This is a genomic window from Nonomuraea sp. NPDC049158 (assembly GCF_040648335.1).
Classification (GTDB): domain Bacteria; phylum Actinomycetota; class Actinomycetes; order Streptosporangiales; family Streptosporangiaceae; genus Nonomuraea.
In genome coordinates, this window is the sequence record NZ_JBEZDM010000054.1 from 1 (window position 1) to 22,494 (window position 22,494).

Annotated in this window: 24 protein-coding genes and 2 pseudogenes; 14 read left to right on the forward strand and 12 right to left on the reverse strand. The window is 69.3% G+C overall.

Features of this window, described 5'->3' with window-relative positions; all coding sequences use genetic code 11:
- Nucleotides 1-705: 705 nt before the first annotated feature.
- Nucleotides 706-1,383: a GIY-YIG nuclease family protein gene (locus AB0B61_RS53080; protein WP_358449178.1), complete on the reverse strand. Its 678-nt coding sequence runs from the start codon at nucleotides 1,381-1,383 to the stop codon at nucleotides 706-708.
- A gap of 201 nt (nucleotides 1,384-1,584) precedes the next feature.
- On the opposite strand from AB0B61_RS53080, the gene AB0B61_RS53085 reads away from it, so the two are divergent.
- From AB0B61_RS53085 to AB0B61_RS53095, 3 genes are all read left to right on the forward strand, one after another.
- Nucleotides 1,585-2,595 carry a DUF4158 domain-containing protein gene (locus AB0B61_RS53085; RefSeq protein WP_358449180.1) on the forward strand — a complete coding sequence of 337 codons (1,011 nt, stop codon included), beginning with the start codon at nucleotides 1,585-1,587 and terminating at the stop codon, nucleotides 2,593-2,595.
- A 255-nt stretch (nucleotides 2,596-2,850) separates the two neighbouring features.
- Complete coding sequence (locus AB0B61_RS53090) at nucleotides 2,851-3,018, forward strand: hypothetical protein (protein WP_358449183.1); 168 nt, start codon at nucleotides 2,851-2,853, stop codon at nucleotides 3,016-3,018.
- Between the two features lie 17 nt (nucleotides 3,019-3,035).
- Nucleotides 3,036-3,782, forward strand: a complete 747-nt coding sequence (locus AB0B61_RS53095; RefSeq protein ID WP_358449185.1) for a site-specific integrase — start codon at nucleotides 3,036-3,038, stop codon at nucleotides 3,780-3,782.
- A gap of 124 nt (nucleotides 3,783-3,906) precedes the next feature.
- On the opposite strand, the gene AB0B61_RS53100 is transcribed toward AB0B61_RS53095, so the two are convergent.
- Nucleotides 3,907-5,514 (reverse strand): FAD-dependent monooxygenase, encoded by a 1,608-nt coding sequence (locus tag AB0B61_RS53100; RefSeq protein WP_358449187.1) that lies wholly within the window; start codon nucleotides 5,512-5,514, stop codon nucleotides 3,907-3,909.
- Between the two features lie 17 nt (nucleotides 5,515-5,531).
- Nucleotides 5,532-6,797 carry an FAD-dependent oxidoreductase gene (locus tag AB0B61_RS53105; RefSeq protein WP_358449189.1) on the reverse strand — a complete coding sequence of 422 codons (1,266 nt, stop codon included), beginning with the start codon at nucleotides 6,795-6,797 and terminating at the stop codon, nucleotides 5,532-5,534.
- Nucleotides 6,798-6,897: 100 nt separating this feature from the next.
- Between AB0B61_RS53105 and AB0B61_RS53110 the strand changes: the two genes are divergently transcribed.
- From AB0B61_RS53110 to AB0B61_RS53120, 3 genes are all read left to right on the forward strand, one after another.
- Complete coding sequence (locus AB0B61_RS53110; RefSeq protein WP_358449191.1) at nucleotides 6,898-7,530, forward strand: TetR/AcrR family transcriptional regulator; 633 nt, start codon at nucleotides 6,898-6,900, stop codon at nucleotides 7,528-7,530.
- A gap of 258 nt (nucleotides 7,531-7,788) precedes the next feature.
- The gene (locus AB0B61_RS53115; protein WP_358449193.1) at nucleotides 7,789-8,133 is read left to right on the forward strand and encodes a hypothetical protein; all 345 of its coding nucleotides are present in this window, start codon (nucleotides 7,789-7,791) and stop codon (nucleotides 8,131-8,133) included.
- Nucleotides 8,134-8,428: 295 nt separating this feature from the next.
- A complete protein-coding gene (locus AB0B61_RS53120) occupies nucleotides 8,429-8,659 on the forward strand; it encodes a hypothetical protein (RefSeq protein WP_358449195.1) in 231 nt (76 codons plus the stop codon).
- A 123-nt stretch (nucleotides 8,660-8,782) separates the two neighbouring features.
- Here the strand turns inward: AB0B61_RS53120 and AB0B61_RS53125 are convergent, their stop codons facing one another.
- Nucleotides 8,783-9,124: a hypothetical protein gene (locus tag AB0B61_RS53125; RefSeq protein WP_358449197.1), complete on the reverse strand. Its 342-nt coding sequence runs from the start codon at nucleotides 9,122-9,124 to the stop codon at nucleotides 8,783-8,785.
- Nucleotides 9,125-9,302: 178 nt separating this feature from the next.
- Between AB0B61_RS53125 and AB0B61_RS53130 the strand changes: the two genes are divergently transcribed.
- The 6 genes from AB0B61_RS53130 (at nucleotide 9,303) to AB0B61_RS53155 (ending at nucleotide 12,152) form a co-directional block, all read left to right on the forward strand.
- On the forward strand, nucleotides 9,303-9,626 hold the full coding sequence (locus AB0B61_RS53130; protein WP_358449199.1) for a hypothetical protein: 324 nt from the start codon (nucleotides 9,303-9,305) through the stop codon (nucleotides 9,624-9,626).
- Between the two features lie 276 nt (nucleotides 9,627-9,902).
- Entirely contained in the window at nucleotides 9,903-10,055 is a 153-nt protein-coding gene (locus tag AB0B61_RS53135) for a hypothetical protein (RefSeq protein WP_358449201.1), read from the forward strand.
- On the forward strand, nucleotides 10,055-10,198 hold the full coding sequence (locus AB0B61_RS53140; RefSeq protein ID WP_358449203.1) for a hypothetical protein: 144 nt from the start codon (nucleotides 10,055-10,057) through the stop codon (nucleotides 10,196-10,198). The genes AB0B61_RS53135 and AB0B61_RS53140 overlap by 1 nt, the downstream gene beginning before the upstream one ends.
- 23 nt (nucleotides 10,199-10,221) lie before the next feature.
- A complete protein-coding gene (locus AB0B61_RS53145; RefSeq protein WP_358449205.1) occupies nucleotides 10,222-10,641 on the forward strand; it encodes a hypothetical protein in 420 nt (139 codons plus the stop codon).
- Between the two features lie 81 nt (nucleotides 10,642-10,722).
- Entirely contained in the window at nucleotides 10,723-11,046 is a 324-nt protein-coding gene (mihF, locus tag AB0B61_RS53150) for an integration host factor, actinobacterial type (RefSeq protein WP_358449207.1), read from the forward strand.
- A 131-nt stretch (nucleotides 11,047-11,177) separates the two neighbouring features.
- A complete protein-coding gene (locus tag AB0B61_RS53155) occupies nucleotides 11,178-12,152 on the forward strand; it encodes a site-specific integrase (protein ID WP_358449209.1) in 975 nt (324 codons plus the stop codon).
- A 23-nt stretch (nucleotides 12,153-12,175) separates the two neighbouring features.
- Here the strand turns inward: AB0B61_RS53155 and AB0B61_RS53160 are convergent, their stop codons facing one another.
- The 5 genes and pseudogenes from AB0B61_RS53160 to AB0B61_RS53180 all read right to left on the reverse strand — a co-directional run bounded on the left by AB0B61_RS53160 (nucleotide 12,176) and on the right by AB0B61_RS53180 (nucleotide 17,146).
- On the reverse strand, nucleotides 12,176-12,562 hold the full coding sequence (locus AB0B61_RS53160; protein WP_358449211.1) for a hypothetical protein: 387 nt from the start codon (nucleotides 12,560-12,562) through the stop codon (nucleotides 12,176-12,178).
- Between the two features lie 3 nt (nucleotides 12,563-12,565).
- Nucleotides 12,566-13,218 (reverse strand): annotated as a pseudogene (locus AB0B61_RS53165) (DUF998 domain-containing protein).
- A gap of 151 nt (nucleotides 13,219-13,369) precedes the next feature.
- On the reverse strand, nucleotides 13,370-14,515 hold the full coding sequence (locus tag AB0B61_RS53170) for an FAD-dependent monooxygenase (protein WP_358449213.1): 1,146 nt from the start codon (nucleotides 14,513-14,515) through the stop codon (nucleotides 13,370-13,372).
- Nucleotides 14,516-14,531: 16 nt separating this feature from the next.
- On the reverse strand, nucleotides 14,532-15,536 hold the full coding sequence (locus tag AB0B61_RS53175; RefSeq protein WP_358449215.1) for an NAD-dependent epimerase/dehydratase family protein: 1,005 nt from the start codon (nucleotides 15,534-15,536) through the stop codon (nucleotides 14,532-14,534).
- A complete protein-coding gene (locus AB0B61_RS53180; protein ID WP_358449217.1) occupies nucleotides 15,533-17,146 on the reverse strand; it encodes a CocE/NonD family hydrolase in 1,614 nt (537 codons plus the stop codon). The genes AB0B61_RS53175 and AB0B61_RS53180 overlap by 4 nt, the downstream gene beginning before the upstream one ends.
- 166 nt (nucleotides 17,147-17,312) lie before the next feature.
- Here AB0B61_RS53180 and AB0B61_RS53185 point away from each other — a divergent pair, with 166 nt between their 5' ends.
- A complete protein-coding gene (locus tag AB0B61_RS53185) occupies nucleotides 17,313-17,771 on the forward strand; it encodes a MarR family transcriptional regulator (RefSeq protein WP_358449219.1) in 459 nt (152 codons plus the stop codon).
- Nucleotides 17,772-17,913: 142 nt separating this feature from the next.
- Here the strand turns inward: AB0B61_RS53185 and AB0B61_RS53190 are convergent, their stop codons facing one another.
- Complete coding sequence (locus AB0B61_RS53190) at nucleotides 17,914-20,982, reverse strand: Tn3 family transposase (RefSeq protein ID WP_358449221.1); 3,069 nt, start codon at nucleotides 20,980-20,982, stop codon at nucleotides 17,914-17,916.
- Nucleotides 20,983-21,162: 180 nt separating this feature from the next.
- Nucleotides 21,163-21,435: a hypothetical protein gene (locus AB0B61_RS53195; protein WP_358449223.1), complete on the reverse strand. Its 273-nt coding sequence runs from the start codon at nucleotides 21,433-21,435 to the stop codon at nucleotides 21,163-21,165.
- Nucleotides 21,436-21,476: 41 nt separating this feature from the next.
- On the opposite strand from AB0B61_RS53195, the pseudogene AB0B61_RS53200 reads away from it, so the two are divergent.
- Nucleotides 21,477-21,620 (forward strand): annotated as a pseudogene (locus tag AB0B61_RS53200) (hypothetical protein); the annotation flags it as partial.
- 11 nt (nucleotides 21,621-21,631) lie between these two features.
- On the opposite strand, the gene AB0B61_RS53205 reads toward AB0B61_RS53200, so the two are convergent.
- Entirely contained in the window at nucleotides 21,632-22,471 is an 840-nt protein-coding gene (locus tag AB0B61_RS53205; protein ID WP_358449225.1) for a site-specific integrase, read from the reverse strand.
- Nucleotides 22,472-22,494 lie beyond the last annotated feature (23 nt).

A 22,494-nucleotide genomic window follows, 5' to 3' on the forward strand; every position in this document is an offset into this window, starting at 1 on the left:
GACCAACATCGCCTCCGCCGCCGACTACTACCGCAGCCACCCAGCCGATGGCATGCACCTACTCGGTCTCACGACCTGAGAACGCTTCGGCCCTGGCCCCTCGCAGGGGGCCTGCAAATTGCCACGAAACTGTCAGTTCCCGTTTGCCGTGAGGGTGTCAGTGCGCTGGTCAGCGCGTAGTCGATGGTCGCGGTAACATCGCGAAAGACAACTATCCCACTCTCGGGTCCGACTTTGCCCTTCCTTTGTGGCCACTGGGCCTAGGTCAGCCACTCTCGTCAGCTTTGTGATCCCCACGCCGCACTGACATTTGTGGCACGTGTTGCCACTAACTGACAGCTCCTGGAGTGCACTGATCTGGGGATTTGCCGTACCAGGTCAGCGCATCGTGCCACCAAGCTGTCAGTAGCGATGCATACCGGCGGGGGTACTCTCGGCGGAGCTCATTCACCGCTGGGGTCTGTCAGCACGTCGGCGGTCAGGAGCGTTGCAGCCCTGCTTCTCGCAGAGTTGCGATGCCGCCCTCGAGTAGAAACGGCATACTTTCAGAGGCATATCCGGCTCGGGAACACCTCATTTCAACTGCAGGAGAATGCGCTGACGTTACTCCTCACGATTGCACGGAAAGTCCGGTTGGCGGCAAATCAGTCGTTCATTGCGGGGGCCATTCTGGTTTTTTATCGAAGGCCAGTATTCGGTGTTTGATTACGTCCAGCGGTTCCCATTCTGGTAGGCATCACATGTGATGGAGGGGACTTGCATGTACACGACACCGCTGCCGAAGCCAGCGGTCAAGCTCAACCACGTTGAGCTGCAATTGGGGACGCAGGATCCAGCGGTTCTGGAACTCAATTGCTTCGATTTTGGGATATGGCACGCGCGGTTCATTAGGCCTATAGCCATATCCTCCAACTGTATTGCTGCATCCTTGGCCGGCCTCATCGACTGCTGTACAGGCTGCTGCGCCTGCGAAGAGCCCTGGTACGTATTGGCGCGACCCGGGCCATGAAGGGTTGGTTTCCAGGCTCCCGGGCGCCATGAAAGCCATGAACAGGCCGTTGAGGTTGAGGGCGGTTGGAAGTCTTTTTGCACGTTGCCGTCGATGGCGCCGCCGTCCCATAGTTCCGCCGTCGCGGTCGATACGGCTGCAACAGCGTCTGCTTCGCCGAACCCGAACCACTCGCCCTCGCGATGCTGACGCTCGAAGCGCTTGTGCAGCGCGTACTCAAGCCGTGAGCCCCCTCCATGTCGCCACAGCGCTCGCATGCGATAAGGGAAGCCGGTCTTGAACTCCGCTAGGCGATGCTCGGGCGACTTCGAATGCCCGATCTTCACTCGGGGGCATTCGTCGCCACCGATTAGGTAGACGTAGCTAGGGTGCATAGTGGCCTGTCGTCAAGGAAGCTGTCACCAAGTACACGCGAGCGTGTTGAGCCTGGTCAGTGAGGTCTTCGTCGGCTTCTGCCGGATCTTTCGCCGAATCGGAGACGTGCCCGGTCGTGTACGGCCAGTATTGATCCGGTTTCGGGGGTTGGTCCTGCGGCGGCCAGATGGCCGTGAGCCCGCGAGAAAGCCGGATGCGACGTGGCGCGTGTCGTCGACGAAAACGAGTTGGTCGGGAACTGGACGCTCCTCGATGAGGAGATGGCGCTGCTGGCGGGTCGGCGAGGGCCGACAAAGTTGGCCTTCGCGCTGATGCTCAAGTTTCATCAGCTCCATGGCCGGTTCCCCCGTGGCCGGACCGAACTGCCCGATGACGCGGTCGACTACGTTGCCCGGGCGGTGAAAGTGCCCGCCCTGGACCTGGCGTTCTACGAGTGGGACGGGCGTACCAGCAAGGACCACCGCGCTGACATCCGGAAGTTCACCGGGTTCCGCGGGTGCGGGGTGGACGATGCTGAGAAGGCAGCCGAGTGGCTGGCCAGCAACGTCTGTACGGCCGAGCGGCGCCCAGATCGGGTCCGGGTGGCGCTGTTAAACCACCTGAAGGAAGAACAGATCGAGCCGCCGTCCAAGCTACGGCTGCTGCGGATCGTCGGCTCCGGGCTTGACCAGGCCGAGAAGACCCTGACGTTGCGGATCGCTTCGCGGATCCCAACAGAGGTGATCGAGCGCATGCTCACGTTGATCGCCCGGCGCGAGGGTCAGAGCGACGACGATGACACCAGCGACCCCGATGAGACCGCCTCCGGCCAATCGGAGGCGGGCCATGACCAAGCCGAGGACCAGGGTGAAGCGGATCCCGAGGGCGCGGACGTGTTCGCGGCGATCCGGGAGGAGCCCGGCAACGTCAGTGTCAAGACGATGGAGCGGGATGGAGCGGGAGGTGTTCAAGCTCGGCGCGATCAGGGCGGTGGACCTGCCCGGGGAAGTGTTCGACGACGTCGCGCCAGGCGTGCTGGCGGCCTGGCGGGCGAGGGTCGCGGCCGAGGCGCCCAGTCATCTGCGCGCGCATCCGGAGGAGATCAAGGTGACGTTGCTGGCGGCCTACCTGTACTGCCGCCAGCGGGAGATCATCGACGCACTCCAGAACGTCGCCTTCGCCAAGGGCGCGCGGTTCGATGGGGCGACCTTCTCCGGGAGCGCGGACTTTGACGAGGCCACCCACGAGGCTGGCGCCAAGGCCATCCATCTAGAGGGCGCGCACATCCAAGATCTCAACGCGGTAAGTCCCGAGGTCACCAAGAAACCCAGCACCTGGCCTCCCGGATGGGTCGTCAAGCAGGAACCAGACGGCACTGGAACGCTCACCTGGAAACAGTCCACCACCAAACAAACCACGAGACGGAAGCCGGCCTGATCGATGTGACAGGGAATGGTCACTTCCCTGTCACATCGAGGGAGATCGCGGTGACCGCTCCGATCGTCTCGCTGATTCCCGGCCCGAGTGTGGGCGAGGCGGTCGAGGAGTTTCTCGCCCGCCCACAGCTCGACCGCGACACCGCCCGCTCATACCGCCAGACGCTCGGCCGCTTGTGCACCGAGCTCGGCGCCGCGCGGTGCCGCTGGCCGGCCTGACGCCCGAGCAGGTTGCCGTGGTCTTTACCACTGTCTGGCCGCACCTGGCCGCCCGCACCTGGAACCGGCACCGCTCGGCGGTGCGCTCCTTCACCACCTGGGCCGCGGCCTGCTGGCCGACCGCCGACCTGGCCGCTCTGGTGGAGCGGCGCAAGGAGACCACCGACCGGACCAAGGCGATCGCCCGCTACCGCATCGCCGCGCTGCTGGCCCGCCGCGACACCGCGATCCGGGACAAGACGCTCTGGCAGCTCGCCTACGAAAGCGCCGCCCGCGCTCAGGAGATTCTCGGCCTGGATGTCCCCGATTTGGACCTGGCCAACAAGCGCGCCCGGGTGGTGCGCAAGGGCGGCGACACAGCGTTCATTTTCTGGCAGTCCGGTACCGCCCGGCTGCTGCCCCGCCTTCTTGCCGGCAGTACCTGCGGTCCGGTGTTCGTCACCGACCGGCGGCCGGGACCCGGGCGCACTCCGGCCAGCGCCGACTTGTGCCCAGACACCGGACGGGCCCGGCTGTCGTACGAGCGGGCCGAATACCTGTTCAAGCAAGTCACCAAGCGCCACGATCCGAGCGGGCAGGGCTTCACCCTGCACCAGCTGCGTCACTCTAGGCTGACCCACCTGGGTGAGGATGGCTGGTCGGCACCCATGCTGATGGCGCTCTCCGGCCACCAGAACCTGCGCACGCTGGGCATTTACGTCAATCCCGGTCCCGAAGCCATCGCCGCCGCTCTGGCCAAGCAGGACCCTGCCCGCCGCCGCTGACCCATCCCCACACGCTCAGTGTTTCCGCAGGTCCCCCGCTGGAGGAGCCGCTCGTGGGCCATCCGCTGCCGGCCGCCGCTACCTCCGGGGCCGGTCGACCGAGGTGTCGAGGGCGGGCTGACGCTCAGAGGCAGTCCAGGTAAGCGGCGAAGCGGCCGGTCTCGTCGGGGGACCCGGCGTACGCGATGTGGCCGTCGGGCCGGATCAGGAACAGGCGGGGCTGGCGGGCGCCGTAGAGCGTGTGCAGCGCCGCCTCCGCCGCGGGCACGGTGTGGACGCGTACGTCGATCGGGTGGCGGCGGAGCACGTCCTCGACCCGTTTCCGGTGTGCGGCCGCCGGGCCGGGTTCGGGGCCCTCGAACAGCAGCACGTGGTGCCGGGTGCCGCCGATGACGTCGAACAGGCTTTCGCCCGTGGAGCCGAGATGGCCGTACGGCGCCCGGTCGCCGGGACGCGGCCCCCTGCCGGAGGTTCCGGCGACGGCAGGGCTGCCCCGGTAGCCGATCCAGGTCTGCGAGAACAGCCGGAAGACGGCGGACCGGGCCGCGGGCAGCCGCGTCAGCGGTCCGATGAGACGACCGGCGAGGTGCGACCTGATCCAGCGGGCGGCCGGGTGCCGCAGGGTCTCGAGCGCGAAGCCGCGGTCGGAGCCGCGGAGCACCGCCTTCGCGACCGGACGGCGCTCGGCCTCGTAGGAGTCGAGCAGCCGCTCGTGCGCCTGCCCGCGCGCCACCAGCGCGAGCTTCCAGCCGAGGTTGAACGCGTCGCCGACGGCCAGGTTCATGCCCTGCCCGCCAGCCGGGCTGTGGATATGCGCGGCGTCGCCGACGAGGAAGACGTCGCCGACCCGGAACCGTCCGGCGGTCCTGCTGTGCACCCGGAACAGGGCGGTCCACGGGGCGGCGGTGATCCGGGCGTCGAGGCGGAAATAGGTGTCGAACCAGTCCTGGATCTGGGAGAGGGGCACCTCGCCGTAGGGCTCGTGGGAGATCTCGCCCCGGGCGCCGGGTGCGCGGCGGGTCGGCGGGGCGAGGCCGGGCGGGACGGCGCCGAAGAGCCGGTATCGGCCGCCGGCCAGGCGGAACAGGCCGACGAAGCCGTCACGCGTCAGATTGAGGCGCAGCGTGCCCGCATCCGGGCCGGAGCCGGTGGGGAAGGCGAGGTCCACGTCGGCGAGCAGGCCGGTCTGGTCGTAGGTGCGGCCGGCGAAGGCGAGGCCGAGGGCGTGCCTGACCGTGCTCCGGGCGCCGTCCGCGCCCACCAGCCATCGGGCTGCGATGGTGGCGTGCTCCCCGGTCGCCCTGCGCACCGTCGCCCGCGCTCCGTCCGGGTCTTCGGCCAGAGCGACGAGCTCGGTGTTCCAGGAGACGTCGTGGCCGCGTTCGGCCAGCCACTCGAGCAGGAGCCGTTCGGTGCGGTCCTGTTCCAGGCCCAGCGCGTACGGGAACGGCGTGCGGGCCCACGGCCCGGCGAAGGAGAAGCCGCCTGCCCGGCGTCCCTGTTCGAAGATCTCGACGCCGGTCATCGGCACCCCCTGCGCCACGGCTCGATCGGCGAGGCCCAGCCGGTCGAGCAGCTCAAGCGTGCGCACGTGCAGGATGGCCGCGCGGGAGTGGGTGACCGGCCCGGGTTTGGCGTCCACGATTGTGACGTCCACGCCGTGGTCGGCGAGCACCGCGGCCAGCACCAGCCCGGCCGGCCCCGCGCCGGCGACGAGCACCTGGGTGCGCATGGCAGCGCCACCGTCCCTCATCGGCCCTGTTCTTCAACGCTCTGACCGCGCGGCGACATGGGCAGGACGCGTACGTGCTCGGGCCGGACGCCCACGCCGAGCAGGCGGCTCATCAGCGACCGCACGAACGGTAGCCGGGCGATCGCGCTGAAGTCGGGCGGCTCCGCCTGCCTGCGGAGCGCGCGATCAATGCCGAACCGCTGGGCGGTGCGCTGCAGCGCCTGGGTCGCCACGGTGGGCGCCCACCTGCGCCGCTGCACGGCGGCGGTCGCCCGCTCGGGGACCGGCTCACCCTTGGCCTGCGCCCGTCGCAGGTGCCTGGTCAGGAGGTTGGCTGCGGCGACGGCGTCCTGCACCGCGAGGTTGATGCCCACCCCCGCGATCGGCGACATGGCGTGGGCGGCGTCGCCGATCAGCAGCAGCCCCGGCGCGTGCCAGCGGCGCAGCCGGTCGAGCCGGACCTCCAGGAACCGGGTGTCGTCGAAGCCGGTCACCTCGCCGACCCGGTCGGCGAGAAAACCGACGAGGCTCGCGACATCGTCGCGCAGCGTCTGGATTCCGGCTCTGCGCAGGTCGTCGTGGCCGCCCTTGCGGATCATGTAGGCGATGTTCCAATACGCGCCCCGGTTGATCACCGCGACGGACTTCCCCGCGCCCATGCGCAGGTGGTAGCCCTCGTCCGGATCGGTGTCGCGGCGGGAGATCCGGAACTGCAGCACGTCCATCGGCGCGCCGAACTCGCGCGGACGCAGGCCGGACGCCCGGCGCACCGCGGAGTGCCGGCCGTCGGCGGCGACCGTCAGCTGGGCCCGCACCTCGTGCTCGCCGTCCGGGTCACGGAAGCGCACGCCGGTGACGCGCCCGTCCTGCCGCACGACGTCGTGGGCCTCTGCCTGCAGGAGCAGGCGGAAGTGAGGATAGCGGGCGGCCTCGGAGGTCAACAGGTGGAGCAGGTCCCACTGCGGGACGAACGCGATGTACGGATATCGCAGACCAAGCGTGGAGAAGTCCGCCACGTCCAGCCGGCGGCCGTCGCGGACGAACCCGACCGTCGACACCTTGTGGTGCGGCAACGCCAGGAACCGGTCGATCAGCCCCAGCTCGTCCAGAACGTCGAGTGTGGACGGGTGAACGGTGTCGCCGCGGAAGTCACGCAGGAAGTCGGCGTGCTTCTCCAGCACCACCACCTCGACCCCTGCCCGGGCCAGCAGCAGCCCCAGCACGGCGCCGGCCGGGCCGCATCCGGCCACGCAGACGGTCGCCGTCGTCGTCGATCCGGTCACTCCGCATCACCTCTTCACATTAGTAGACGTAAGCGTTCCTTATGCTGGGAGCAGAATAACCATGGCAGGATTGAAGACGCAAGCGTCTACTATTACCGGCATGGCCGACAGCGGAACCCGAGAGCAGACAGCGACGCAGAGCCGCCGCCGCGGCGCCGTGCTGGAACAGGCGATCTACCAGGCAACCCTGCGCGAACTCACCACCCTCGGCTACAACGGCCTGACGATGGAGGGCGTGGCGCGACGCGCGCAGACCGGCAAGGCAGCCCTCTACCGCCGCTGGCCGTCCAAGAAGGACCTCGTCCTCGACGCCCTGCTCCACACGCTGCCCCAAGCCCGCGAGATCACCGCGTCCAACTCCGCCCGGGACAACCTGATCGCCGCACTCACGATCATGTCCGACACCCTCGCCGGCGAGATGGCCACCCCCGGCCTCGGCGTCATGCTGGAAATGCTCCGCGAGCCGGAGCTCAGACAGGCATTCGGCGCCAGGGTCGTCGAACCGCGGCTGCGCCTCGTCGAGGCCATCCTGCACCGAGCCGCCGCGCGCGGTGAACTCAGGGCCGACGCGGAGCTCCCGCTGATCGCCCGGACCGGCCCCGCCCTGGTCATGCAGACGTTCCTGCTCACCGGCATGCCACCGGCGGCCGCAGAGCTGTCCCGGATCGTGGACGCCGTCCTCATGCCCCTGCTCGCCGAGCCCGGCCGATCGGAGGGCGGCAGCGGGGCTTGATCCCGGCTCGTGCCAGGTGAGATGGACGGCGCACGGTGACGATCACCACGGAGCACCGGACCACAAAGGCTGCAACGGCAGGCCGTGGTCGGCCGACTTCCCGTAGTACTGGGCCGACCCCGCCAGAGGAATATCCGCGCAACTCGCGACCCGGCATCTCGCCCATACCGAGAAGTGCCCGCTAACCAGCGCCAACGCCCCTTGCGTGTACCTGGTGACAGCTTCGTTAACGACAGGCCACAAAGGAGAAACCCTGCCATGAGCCCTTTGATCATCGCAGCCCTCCCCATCACGCTGTTCGTCGTCGTGATGGGCGCGACCATCGGCATCACCCGCCTGGTCAATGCCCGCCGTACCACCTGGGGGCTGACGGTAGTGGTCGACCGCCGCACCTTCCGCGACGCCCGAGCCCGTCTCGATGGCCTCCTGGCCGACGGCGACGACGTCACGGCCTTCACCACCATCACCACGATGCGCACGTGGCTGCGCAACGAGATCCACACCGGCCCACGCCGTCACCGTGTCCGCAACGCCCGCCACCTGGAACTGCTGGAACTGCACGCCGAGAACGTGCGTGCACGCTTGCAAGACGAGTCGCGATAGCGCGTCGGGCAAGGCACCAGGCCCTCCGCCCGGGTCCGTGCGACCAGCCCCAAAGCGGGAATGTCGTCCCAGGTCACAGCAGGTGACGGGGGAGCAGATCAGGTGCGGTTTCGACCGGGATGGCGGGGGACGAGCCGGCGGTCACGGCCGCGATAACACCCTGCGATGCGGGCGGACGTCGCCGCCTCCCTCAGCGCAGGCAGCGCGCCAACGCAGGCCAGCGCTAGGTCCGGTCCGGCTTCTCTCTGCTGAGATCAGGCACTCGATGTCAGACCCCGTACGGAAGAATGCCGTCATGGGTGAGTCCCTCGCGACGCAGTTCCTCAAAGCAGATCTCGAGATTGCCTGCACTCAGTGCGGTTACCCGATGTGGATCAGGTACTCAGAAGTTGTGGTTCAGGCCACCGTCACCTGTCCCTGCTGCTTCCTCCAGGTCCTGCTGGTCGACGACACCGGCAGCGCCCAGAACGCGGGCGAGGTCGTCGACCAGCAGATCGCACAGGCCCTGAAAGGCCTCCTCCGATGAAGTACCAGCAGCAGCTGCAAGTGGCCGTACGCGAACGGCTTCGCCGGCTCATGACCGCTCCATTCTCCAGCGCCGGCCACGAGGTACATCTCACGGTCACGTGGATCAAAGGCCAGCCAGCCCTCAGGGGGCTGCTGGAGGAGGCGGGCAGAGCCGAGCCCGGACTGGACCGGGAGCGGTTCCGTCACGGTTTGACCGGCAGCGGCCCGTTCGTCTGGACCAGCAGGACCGAGGAAGGACGTCTTCGCGATCGAACCACTCGATGCGGGTCCGATAGCGCTGCAGGGTGTGCAGGATGCTGCTCTCGGCGCCGACGCGCTCGCTGAGGAAGTCGAACAGCGGCTGCAGGATGTCCTCGGTGAACTCCCGCCAGCTGTCCTGGAGGTTGGTCTTCGTGCTGTAGTCCATGGCGGTCCGGAACCCGGCCTGGGGGTCGTGCTCGTCCTTCGCCGCGATGTCCCGCATCAGCTCCCAGACGAGAGTGGCACGCGCGATACACGGCGGACACCCGCAACGGTGAGGAGATCTACAACCTCGACCTTCAGCGCTTCCTGTTCCTCGAAGGCGATCACATCACGCACGCCAAGCCGCGATCAGCCTCAGGCGAAGCGGACCTGATCGGCGACCTCGACGGTGGCGAGCCTTGATCTGCGACGGAAAGATCTTCGACGGAGACGGGCGAGGCAAGTCCTACCTCATCAAGGGCCTGCACCAGATCGTCAAGTACGCGCACGACTACGGGCAGCACACCGCTTACCTCGTTATCTACAACCTCACCGACAAGCTCCTCGACTTGCCCACCGACGGCACCCCCGGCGCCTGGCCGCCGTACGCCGAACTGGCCGGTGTCCGGGTGTACTTCATCCACGTCCGCGTCCTGCCGCCGACCACCACCGCCAGTAAGGCCGGCAAGGCCACCCGCGTGGTCATCGCCCATGACGACCTCGCCAACCCCGACATCACCTGAACACCCACCCAACGGGGCCCTACAGCGTTGTCAGGGCTGCGAACGCCGGACTCATCCCCGATCGTTCCGCCCGAAACCCGCACCTGAATTGCGCCCCGGTCACCTGCTGCGACCTGGCCGGGGGCCAAGCTGAGCCCACCTACCGAGCCCGCCCGGCGGGATTCAGGCGCGGCCTGCCGGTGCAGCACCTGGGTGTGCCGGTTGACCCTTCAGTGGACGGGCTCCCGCTGCCGTCTCCGCCCTTGCCGTCCTACGCTTTGTAGCCCTACGGTCGCGGTGAGCATTATCGATGGGGAGGAGACCTCTGGAATGGCCGGCACGCACGAAGGCGACCCGCACACCTACGAGGAAATCGACACCGACAATGCGCCGAAGGATCCTGATGGCAAGCCCACCGGTGGCGGAGCGCACGAGGGCAACGAGACGTAGTGACCTTCCTCCCTCCGCAGACGCGCATCGGGCCGCTGATAAGCGTGCTGATCGGCGCGGTCACCCGTGATCGCGCCGACCTGGCCATTCCGGTCAAGGCGGCGTTCCAGGCCGTCCCGCGCCATTTCCGGCGCGGGCCCTAGTCTGCGCCGATGGCGACGAGACGGTGATCGACCGGGACACCGACCCCGACGCCTGGTGGAGCGCTGTCTACTCCGCCGAACCCATCGTCACCCAGCTGGACGACGGCGCCACCGCCATCGGGCAAGGCGACGGCGGCTACACCTCCTCCAGCAGCGCGCCGGGAACGGTCGCCAACTTCCTGGAGCTTCTCAATCCCGCCCCGGGGCAGCGCATTCTCGAGGTCGGCACGGGAACGGGCTGGAGCGCCGCCCTGCTCTGCCACCTGCTCGGCGAGCACGGCAGCCTCACCTCGATCGAAGTGGACGCGGCCATCGCCGAGCAGGCAGCCAAAAACCTCGGCGGGGCCGGCGCGCACCCGCACCTCCTCGTCGGCGATGGCGCCGAGGGCTGGCCTGCGAGTAGGAGGGGTACGGCGAGCCGGGGTTACTGTCACATCTGTTGACAGTGCTCCATGATGGTGGGCCGATACCCTCGCCAGGCCCATGGCGTGGGACGGGATTGCTGATGTGCGTGGAGGCCTTCCATGGCGGTACCGACGTTCGCCCCCGAGCAGCAGGCCGTGGCCGTAGTTAAGGCAGCCGAGGCACGGAAAGCCCGCAGCGAGCTGTTGGCCGGGGTCCGAGTCGGGAGGGTCGCGGTGGCGGAGGTGTTCGCCCGGGCGAACGAGGAGACCGTTGTCAGCAAGACGAGGGTCGTTCAGGTGCTGCGAGCGGTGCCTGGTTATGGTCCGGCGAAGGTCGCCGCGTTGATGGCGACCTGCGGGGTCGAGGTGCAGCGACGGGTCGGCGATCTGGGGGAGGCGCAGCGCGAGCGGCTGCTCATAGCGCTTGCGCGGGAGTTGGGCTGACGCTCGGGTCGGTGGTCGGGTGCTGCCACGGATAATGCCCTATTATCCGTGCCAACGGGATTCGCCACCTGCGGTGGCGTCTCCCGCCAGCGACGTGAAGCGGTCCTGTTATCCGTGGCAAGGGGGAAGCGGTGCCTGCCGTCGTCCATCTACCGGTCGGCAAGACGCTCTCCGTCCGAACCGCGGCCGATGCCTTCCTCGACTCGCTCGGCAACGCGAACACGATCCGCACCTACGGGATCGGGGTGGGCAAGACCGCGCTGCGGCTGGGCGAGGACCGGCCGCTGGCCTCGGTCGCCGACGACGAGGTCGGTGAGGCCCTGGAGGCGCTGTGGGGCACCGCGGCAGTCAACACCTGGAACGCCCGCCGCGCGTCGGTGCTGTCCTGGCTGGGATGGTGCCGCGAGCGCGGCCATGAGGCGCCGGTGATCCCGGCCTGGACCAAGCGGCTGACGGTGCCGGATTCCGACACCCCGGTCCGCTCGCGCGCCGCCATCGACCGGTTGATCGCCCGCCGGGAGGTGCACCTGCGGGAGAAGACGCTCTATCGGATGCTGTATGAGAGCGCCGGGCGGTCGGAAGAGATCTTGGGCGTGAACATCGAGGACCTGGACTTTGCGGGGCGCCGATGTCAGGTCAAGGCCAAGGGTGCGCGGACCAAGGCCCGCCGTCGCGGCCAGGTGCGTGAGGACTTCGTGCTGGAAACTCTTTACTGGGATGCCGGCACCGCCCGGCTGCTGCCTCGTCTGCTCAAGGGCCGCACGCGCGGCCCGGTGTTCCTCACCCACCGCCGCCCCGGGCCCGGGAAGGTGGTCAACTCGCGAGACGTGTGCCCTGACACCGGCTTGGCCCGGCTGTCGTATGGGCAGGCCCGTGCCCTGCTGGATGAGCACACGGCCATCGGCGGTCCGGGCACGGGCTGGGACCTGCACGAGTTCCGCCACTCGGCCCTGACTCATCTCGGGCAGGCCGGAGCGAGCCTGCTGATGCTGATGGCCAAGTCACGGCACAAGAAGCCGGAGAACCTGCGCCGCTACTTCAAGCCCTCTCCAGAAGCGATCGCCGAGCTCACCAGCCTGCTCGCCCCCGGCGACAGCAGGCGCTGAACGATGGGCAGCATCAGCTCCCATTAGCGGTCGTGGTCGGTGTTGCGCCACCACGCCAGGGTGCCCGTCACGCCGGCCGCACCGGTGGTTAGGACGAGCAGGATGCTGATGGGTCCCGGAGGGTCGTGGCCGGGGCCGGCGATGCCTGCGTATAGGCCGGGTACCGAGTAGGGGAACCAGGCGCCGAAGCCGAGCGCGGCGATGATCTGGGCGGCGAAGGCCAGCACGAACAGCACGCCGACCGCGGCCAGGTAGCCGCGGCCGATGCTGGCAGCCAGCGCCAGCGGCGCGATGAGCACGGCCGCCAGCGCGGCCGCGACGATGATTCGCACCACCCCGCCCGTGACCGCCTGCACCGACCAGCCGGGCAGGATGTACAGGCCGAGCAGGATCTTCAGCGTGATCTCCATTGCTCACACCTCCACGGCGGTCTTGGAGCTGCGCAGGCGGACGCCGGCGGCGATGATCCAGGCGAAGCCGACCAGCAGGGCGGCGTGCTCGAGTAGCCCGGCGGGCGCGGGCCGCAGCACGCCCTGCACATCCAGGCGGAAGACGACGCCGGCGGCGAGCGCGCAGACGATAACCAGGCCGCCAGACCAGCGCGAGTAGGCCACCCACGCGCGGCTGCCACCGCGCAGGGGCCGCGCCAGCGTGAACGGCGCGGCCGCCAAGGCGGCGAACAGCACCAGACCGGCCTGCCCGTGGACGCGTCCGGCGGCGGTGACCGTCTCAGGCTGCCCGGGCGGGTAGCCGAGGGCGGGATCGGTGGGTACGATCCCGGCCGCGGCCAGCGCCAAGCCGGCGGCCGCCAGCAGGATCGGCCCCCAGGCGGCCACGCGTGCGGATGGTTGCGTGTGGCGCAGCGCGCGGCGAAGGCGGGCAGCAGCAGTCCGCCGATCACGAAGTTGACCGTTTGCAGCCAGCCGCGTTCGCCGGTGCCGAGTTGGCTGGCGCCGTGATGCCAGAGGCTGTAGCCGGGCCGGGTGGCGCCATCGGCAAGGATCAGGACCGGGACGAGGACTCCGGCGGCGATGCCGCAGCCGAGGAGGGTGGTGGTCGGGCGCATCGGGGAGCAGCCTCCAAGCTCCGCGATTGGAAGATCGCGGGCCGACCAGGCTTCCCGGCTCACCGACGTGCGCGTCCCCGTTCGGGGCGCGTTCCTGCAGTCGTCTGAAAGGTAGCACCTGGCCGCCCACCCGGCCAGATGCCCTACGACGTCAGCCTTTGATGAAGCGGCGGGTCATGTAGCGGCGCACCGGCGGGAGTGCGGCCAGGCGCAAGGGCAGCAGGCTCAGCCACAGCAGCAGTGGGCTGGTGGGGGCGTAGACGCCTTTGACCCGGCGGCCGAGTTTCTGCTTGCGTTCGGCTTCGGGCCGGATGGCGGCCTCCCACGCGGCCAGCGCGGCGGGGAGGTCGCCGGGGTGGGCGGCCAGTTCGGTGCCGAGTCGGTCGGCGCCGCCGACGGCCAGGGAGGAGCCGTATCCGGCGAACAGGGTGACGCACCAGGCGGCATCGCCGAGCAGGACTGCCCGGCCTTTGCTCCAGGACGGTGCGACGACCTGGCTGATGGTGTCGAAGTAGACCGATTCGGCCCGCTGCAGGCCGGTGAGGGCTTCGGGGATGACCCAGCCGAGGTCGCCGTAAACGCGCTGCAGTTCGGTGCTCACGTCCTCGCCTGGGCGGGCGTGGTCGGTGCGGTAGCCGAAGAAGGCGACGTTGCGGCCGTCGGGGATGCTGATGACCGCGGCGGTGCGGCCACCGGAAGACAGGGTGCCGGTGGCGCCGGGGGCGATGGTGGCGGGGCGCTGGTCGAGCATGTAGACGGCGACCTTGTGCTCCAGGTCGAGTAGGAACTCCTCCTCCGGGCCGAACAGCAGGGCGCGGGTGGCCGAGTGCAGGCCATCGGCGCCGACCAGCAGATCACCCTCCTCGACGCTGCCGTCAGTCAAGGTCACGCGCACGGCGCGCTCGTCCTGGTCGACGGCGGTCAGGGTGGCGCCGAAGCGAATCTCGGCATGGGCCTCGACCTTCTCGTACAGGACGCTTTCGAGGTCGCCGCGCAGGATGGTGATCGAGCGGGGGCCGGTGGTGGCGGCGATGGTGGCGCGGTCCAGGGAGAAGCGGCGCTCGCCGTTGGGCTTGTGGTAGACGAGCTCGTCGGTGACGAAGCCCTTCTTCAGCAGGTCTTCCACGATGCCCATGTGTTCGGCGGCGTCGTAGCCGATGCCACCGAAGGTGACGGCGTAGCCGCCGCCGCGCCGGGCGGGGGCGCGTTCGACGATGAGGGTCTCCCAGCCGATCTGGTGCAGGCGCAGGGCGGTGGCCAGGCCGGCGATGCCGGCTCCGATGATGATGGCGCGCATGAAAGTCGTATCTTCCTTAACGTGCGAGGTGGTCGAGCAGCCGCTGTTCGGCAGCGGCATCCAGCCAGGTGTCCGGGGAGGGCGCGTCGGCGCGGGGCACCGGGTCGCCTTCGGCCTGCAGCCAGGCCCAGGTGTCGGCGAGGGTCTCGTGCAGCGGCCGCATGGTGAGCCCTTCGGCCAAGGCGGCGCTGACGTCGGCGTCGTGTATGCCGCTCGGCGCGCTGCCGTCCGGCAGCCGCAGCCCGAGCTCCATGCCCAGCGGCAGCCCGTACTGGCCGAGCAGCTCTGGTGGCGCCCACACGAGCTCGGTGTCGAACCCAGTGACCTGCAGCGCGGTGGTGAGCAGGTCGCCGATAGTGATCACGCCGGGGGGACCGGTGGTCGTGAAGGCGCCGCTCAGGCCGCGTTCGGCCGAGCGCAGCATCCAATCGGCCAGGTCCCGGACGTCGAGGTACTGCAGCGGCGTCTCGGCGGGCGCGGGAGCCAGGACGCGTCCGCTCTTTTCCAGGCGGCGCAGCCACCACGGGATACGGCCGACATCCTCGTACGGGCCGAGGATCATCCCGGCCCTGGCCAGCAACGCGCGTCCGCTGAAGGATTCGAGGACGGCGAGTTCGCCGCCGCGCTTGGCGCCGGCGTAGTCGGCGTCGTCGGTGCTGGCGGGGTCGCCGTCGACGAGCGGAGCGTGCTCGCCGGCTCCGGGCGACCAGGGCCAGCGGTGCACGCCGCGGCTGGAGACATACCCATAGTGGCCTGCGCGATCGGCCAGCAGCTGGGCGCTCTCGCGCACCACGCAGGGTGCCCAGGCCCAGGTGTCGATGACCGCGTCCCACTCCTGACCCGCCAGCGCCTGCCGCACGGCTTCGGGGTCGGTGCGGTCGGCGAGCAGCGCCCGCACGCCCGGCGCGGGCTCGCGGCTGAGGCCGCGATTCAGCGTGCTTACCTCGTCGCCGCGCTGCAGCGCGGCCTCGACGATGGCGCGGCCCACATGGTGAGTGCCGCCGAGGACGAGCAGTTTCATGACGCTCCAAGGGTGAGGGGCAGCCAGAGGGCTGACGGGTGCTGGCGGTCGTGGAAGATCTCGTGATCGGAGGCGCGCAGGCTGGTTCCGGTCGCAAGCGGTTGGCCGGTGCCGGGGTTGCGGCCGAAGCGTGGGTGGGCGCCGCTGGAGACCTGCAGCCGGATGCGGTGGCCGCGCCGGAAGCGGTGCGCCATCGGCCACAAGACGATCTCGACGGCGCGGATGTCGCCCGGGTCGCGCAGGCGCACGATCCCGTCGCAGACGTTGATCGACCGGCCTCGCGCGTCCACATCACACAAGCGGGCGAAGTAGTCGACGTTGGGGTTGCCTGAGCGCGCGTGCAAGCGCACGCGGACCGGGCCGACTGCCTCGACGTCGTCGGGCAAGGGCGCGGTGGTGAAGGTCAGCACGTCGGCTCGGGCCTCTACGGCGCGGTTGTCCTTCGCCCCGGCAGACAGGCCCACCTGTGTGCCACCGACGGTCGGGGTGGGGTCGGCGGGGTCGTAGCGGTAGCGGCTGGGCTCCGCCGGGCTGTTGTACGGGGTGCGGCTGAGCTGCCCCTTGGGATGCAGGTACCAGGGGGTCGGCTCGTGCGCGGGCGGCCAGCCGGGGGCGTCGATCCACCGGCCCGCACCGGTGACGAACAGCCGCACGCCCGAGGGCGCCTGCCGTCGGAGCAGCGCGGCATCCAGCGCCGTGAGCGCGTCCGTCAGCCCTTGGCGGGTGTAGAGGCCGCGGCCGTGCCCCCACGGGCCGACCAACAGCCGTACCTGCCGCCCGGCCCCGGTCAGGGCGGCGTAGTCGGCCAGCATGCTCGGCAGGAAGAAGTCGTGCCAGCCGCCCTGCAAGTGCACCGCCGGCGGCATGCGCGCGGTGTTGGCGCGGTGGTCGGTGCTCGCCCAGTACGGCTCGCCCGGGGCGTGGCCGACCCAGTCCCGAAACCACGTCACCGGGTGCCCGGTCAGCGCCTGGTCGGCTTCCTGCAAGGGCAGGGTGAGCGTGGCCCGCGACAGGCGCCGCACGGCACCGACCAAGCCGGCCAGCTGTCGGGTGATGCCGTACCCGCCGGTGAACATCCGCTCCACCAATTGGACCCAGCCGAGCGCGTTGCCCGTCGCGAAGGCGCCGCCGGGGTACATGAAGCCTTCGGCGAACGACGACGGCGCGTCCTGGATGAGCGCGATCTTCCATTCCGGGATGTCGCGGGCGGCCAGCTCCCATTGCACGAACCCGAGGTAGCTGGCGCCCCACGTGGCCAGCTCGCCGCCGAACCACGGCTGGGCGCGCAGCCAGCTCAGCGTGCCATCGCCGTCGGCCGGGTCGATGACGAACCCGTCGAAGCGGCCGCCGGAGCCTGCCGTGCCGCGCAGGCTCTGATACAGCACCTGGTAGCCGCGCTCGGCCAGCAGCGCCGGCAGAGCGTCCAGGGCGTTGCCCCGGCCGTACGGGCTGCGCAGCAGCACCAGCGGCGGCCGCCGCTGGCCCGCCGGGTAGTAGTGCGTGGCCAGCAGCCGCACACCATCGGCGGCCGGGATCTCCACGTTCCGGCGTACACGCACCCGGTGACGCGGGGCGGGGCGCACACCGTACAAGCGGCTGAGCAAGGTCATCGGGATCATCTCCTCGTCGTGACGTGAGGGTCCTCACGTCGCCGACCAGGCTTCCCGGCACACCATCGAACCTCGCGAGAGGCCGATACGAGGACCATACCGGCTTTTCAGAAATTTCTGAAGGGTCAGTGTGTTCGATACTCTGTCTGCTGTGACGGAGGCGCATGTGAACGACAGGCTTCAACAGTGGCGCGCGGCGGAACGGCTGGCCCTGACGCTGATCGAGGGCGGGCTCCAGCGCATGGCCGCGCGCACCCTGGCGGTCTTCCTGTTCACCGACCAGGACAGTGTCACCGCCGGCGAGATCGCCGAGCGGTTGGAGGCCAGTGCGGGGTCGGTCTCGGGCGCGATCAAATCGCTGCTCACGGTCGGGCTGATCGAACGCCTGCCCGCACCCGGCAGCCGCCGTGAGCACTACCGGCTCCGCGACGACGCCTGGGCCACCCTGTTCACCAGCCAGAACACCGTCATCCAGGCCATGCTCCAGGCCGCGACCGCCGGAATCGCCGCCACCCATGAGGGCGACCCCGCCCATCAGCGCCTGGCGCAGATGCACGCCTTCTACCAATTCCTGCTCGGCGAGCTCCCCGCCCTGCTGCACCGCTGGCACCAGCAGACCGGCTGACCCCAGTCCGAGACTCGAGAAGCGGTAGCCGCGCTCAGCCCGCGGCGAGGAATTCGCGGATCTTCGTGGCGCTGCGGGAGTAGTCAGGGCCGAACCAGATCATGTGGCTGTCGGCCTGCCGCTCGAAACGCCTCACCGCAAGCTATTGCTGGCCGGGGGCGCGCAGCGGCCGGAAGTTGCCCTCGCGGACGGCTTCGGGCAGGGAGAAGTTGTAGCGGCCCAGGAAGTTCAGCCACTCAAAACCGAGCGGGGACAGGCGGGCGATGTCCACGGTGGCGATCTTCTTGCCCTCGGCGCGGATCTGCTCCAGCGCCCGAGCCGTGTAGACCGTGTTCCACAAAATGCAGACATTGGTCATCAAGCCCAAAGCTCCTAGTTGATCTTCCTGGCCTTCCTTGTACTTCTGCCGCAGCTCACCCTTCTGCCCGTGGAAGATCCTGCGGGCCAGGGTGTGGCGGGCTTCTTGCCGGTTCAGCTGGGTGTTGACCCGGCGGCGCAGTAGTTCGTCGTTGAAGTAGGAGGCCAGGTAGACCGAGCGATCCAGTTTGCCCAGCTCCATCAGGGCGCGGCCGATCGGGGTGGGGGTGCCGCCGCCGGTCAGGTAGCGAAACAGCTCGGCCGGGCGGACCGCGCCGGTGTGCAGCGAGCCGGCCACGCGCAGCAGGTCGTCCCAGTGGTCGTTGACGAGGCCGATGTTCACCCGGGTTTTGATCATGGTGTTGAGACGGCCGTAGAAGGCGGCCGCATCGGCCCGGTACAGGGTGGCGCTGCCGACGTCGGCCAGGCGTGGGGAGAACTGCCAGCCCAGCAGCCGGAAGATGCCGAAGGCCAGCTCGGAGGCGCCGGCGGTGTCGGAGACGACCTCGGTGGGCCGCAGCGAGGTCTCCTGTTCCAGCAGGCCTTCCAGGATGTAGTACCAGTCCTTGGGGGTGCCGGGGATGACGATGCCGTGGAAGCCGGTGAACTGATCTGAGGTGAAGTTGTAGTAGGTGACGCCGCGCGCGCCTTTGCCCTTGCCGAAGTACTTGGTGTTCGGTCCGGCGTTGATGGTCTTGACCGGGACGACGAAGCGCAGCCCGTCGGCTGAGGCCAGTTCGCCGCCGCCCCAGGTCTGCACGATCTCCTGCTGGGCGTGGTAGTCGACCAGGGTGGCGTTGGCGGCTGTCAGCGTGGCGGCGCGGATGTAGTTCTGCTCGGCCCAAAACAGCCGGTCCAGAGCGAGCGCGGGTTCGTGGTCGCTGGCCACGGGCCGCATCCCGACGTTCATGGCCTGGGCGACCAAGACGGCGGCGATCGACTTGACCATGTCCTCTCGTCTGGAGGGCACCTCGCCGGACACGTGGGTGAAGGCATCCAGGCAGCCGGTCCACGAATGCACTTCCAGCAGCACTTCGGGCAGGTCGACGATGGGCATGCGGGTCTCGACGTCGGCGCGCAGCGCGGTCAGTGTGGCGGGTTCGTCCAGCGCCTCCAGCCCGGTCAGGACCAGGTGGTCCTTGCCTTCGGGGGATTTTTCGATGCGCAGCCACTCGTTGCGGACGCCCTCCTCCCCGGACAGGCCCGCGGCCAGCTGCTTGTAGGCGAAGTCCAGGGTGCGCGCCCACCGCTGCGTGTCGGCGCCCGGCTCGGCCGACAGGCCCAGATCGCGGCAGACCTTGGCGCGGGCCCGCTCCCACGCCGGTCCGGCCAGTAGCCCGGCGGTGGGGTCGCCCCACTTGGGCAGGCCGGGCACGAACACCTCGTGACGGCGCAGGCATTCGCGCAGCCGCTCGACGGTGGCCACCGTGTAGGCCAGCGTGTTAACCTCGCCGGCCTTCTCCCCCCGCTTGGGGAAGACCCGCCGGTGCCAGGCGGAGGTCAGGTGCGCCGACGGCACCTCCTCCGGGCGTACGGGGCTGCGGCGCCGCTCCAGGCTTTTGAGGAAGTCGATCGCCTCCAGCAGCTCAAAGCCGCGGCGCGTGCCCTGACCCGCGCCGGAGCGCTCGGCTTCGGCCGCGCCGGCGTGGAAGTCGATGACCTTCAGCAGCTTGGTCAAGAACCGGCGGATGGTGGCGTAGCGCTGCAGCAGCTGGTCCTGGAAGTCCTCATCGGGTTCCTGCGCGAGCTCGCCGATCGTGTCGGCCGCGGCATGGATGGCCGGCAGATCCATGCCGTCCAGCGCGGCCCGCACGTCGCCATCGGGGTCGGCGGCCACATCCCGGATCGCCAGCCACACCTCGCGCAGCACAATCGCGGCGGTGTCCAGGTCCTTGAGCGTACGCAGCCGTTCCTTGCCCGCCTTGAACGCCGACGTGCGTACCAGATCGCCCATCGCCAGATCGAACACCTCGATGGCCTCATCGGCCGAGACCGGCTCCATCACCGCGGCGAAGGCGACCAGGGTGGCCAGCTTGCGGTCCCCGGCCAAATCCGCGACCGCCTTGGCGCGGGCGGCCTTGGCAAAACGGGCCAGGGCAGCGACCTTCCCGGCCGGGACAGCCGACAGATCCCACCCCGCCGCGCCCAGGCCGCGCAACTCCACATGCCGCTCCAGCGCCTTGCCCACTCCCGCGCCGGACACGTCGGTGGGACTTTTACGCAGCCGGTCCAGCCCGGAGATCCGCCGCCCCTCGGCCACGGTGACCAGCTCCTCCAGCACACTCTTCTGACCCGGGCTGGGCAGAGCGGCGAGGATCTTGTACTGGCGTAGTGCGACCCGCTCGCGGATCTCCGAAATCATCCGCTCCACCGTGCTGACCCCGGGCAGCAAGATCTTCGCCTCGACCAGGCGGTGGGTGACCAGGTCCAGCAGCACGATCGGGCGTTCGTTGTTCGACCAGGCGCGCCGGTAGATCCAGCACGCCAGCGCGAACGCGTGCTCCTCGAACACCTCAAAGCCGTAGGCCTCACGGATCTGCTTTTGATGATCCCAGCGCGCCTCCTTTTCCCCGTACCCCTTCAGCGCGGAGGAGTCCAGGCCGAGCTGCTCGGCGACGTAGTCGACCACCACAGCCGGCACATCCTCCGGATCGGGCAGGAAGCAATTCAAAAACCGGGCCGTCCCGAGCTGGATGGCGTAGCCGAGCTGGTTACGGGCACCGTTGGCCGCCATCGCCCGCCGCCGGTCAGCAGCCTCCAGATGGAAGAACCCGCCCAGCTGGGTGAAGTCGGGGGCCTCGTTGAATCTGCCCCACCTGCTGCGCTGGTCCTCGGTGAGGAAGTTGACCGGCATCACAGACTCCCGACGCTTGTGGGCCAGGCTGGGTCGCCGGCCCGTTATCTGCCGAAAGTGTGACACCGAGATGATCTTCGAGGTGTCAGGCCGGAGCGAATCTGAGATATTGATCATGAAACGAGATGTTCGCCCCCAGCCTGGGCAGGGCGAGGCGTTCACGGTCTCCGCAGGGGAGGTTCAGGCGCGCTCCGGCTCGGGCGACGGCTCGGTCAGCGTCCGTCGTACCTGCTCATGCGACATCCCGATCTGCCGGCCGATCCGACGCAGCCCCCACCCCTCATCCCGCGCATCAGCCATCGCCTCCGCCGAGGCCGTCGCCACCACGTCCTCCAGCATCACCCGCAACTCCGCCAGCCTGGCCAGCCTGATCGCCGGCGCCACCCCCACCAGCTCCGCACAGAACCGCTCAACATCCGCCCGGACGAACGCGACACCCTCAGACTCCGCCATCGGGCAAGACTTGCCTGCTCAGACGTCAACTGTCAACGAATGTGACAGTAACCCCGGCTCGCCGTACCGCTCCTACTCGCAGGCCGGGCTGCCCTGACCGTGCCCCCTTCGACGGCGTGCACGTCACCTGCGGCATCCACACGCTGCCGTACGCCTGGATCGAGCAGTGCCGGCCCGGCGCCGTCATCGTGGCGCCCTACTGGGGTGTAGCCAAGGTAAGCCCAAACCCACAATCGCGATCTTGCTTGAGCAAGTCGAGCGGGTCAGCCGCTGGTCCGAGGGGCAGCAGGCTGGTGATCTCGGCGATGGCGTCCGGTGAGGGCTTGAAGTAGCGCCGCAGGTTCTCCGGTTTCTTGCGCCGGGATTTGGCCATCAGCATCAGCAGGCTGGTGCCCGCCTCGCCCAGGTGGGTCAGCGCCGAGTGGCGGAATTCGTGCAGGTCCCACCCCGTGCCGGGACCGTTCAGCGCGGTGTGCTCGTCCAGCAGGGCGCGGGCCTGGCCGTAGGACAGGCGGGCCAGGCTGGTGTCGGGACAGACGTCGCGGGGGCTGACGACCTTGCCGGGGCCGGGGCGGCGGTGGGTGACGAAGACCGGGCCGCGGGTGCGGCCTTTGAGCAGGCGAGGGAGCAGCCGAGCGGCGCCGGCGTCCCAGTAGACGGTCTCCAGCACGAAGTCCTCGCGGGCCTGACCGCGGCGGCGGGTCTTGGCGTGGGCGCCCTTGGCCTTGACCCGTGCCTGGCGGGCCGTCAGGTCCAGGTCCTCGATGTTGAGGGTGAGGATTTCCTCGGCCCGGGCGGCCGTCTCATACAGGAGCCTGTAGAGGGTTTTCTCCCGGACGCCGACGTCGCGGCGGATGATCAGCCGGTCGATCGCGGTCTTGGAGCGGGCGGGGGTCTGGCTGTCAGGTGCGGCCAGTCGCCTGGCCCAGGCGGGTACGGCCGGGGCGGCGTGGCCGCGGTCGCGGCACCAGGCCAGCCAGGACAGTACGGCGGCGCGGCGGGCGTTCCAGGTGTTTGTTGGGGTGTCGTTAACCAACGTGGCACCAGCCGCCATATAGG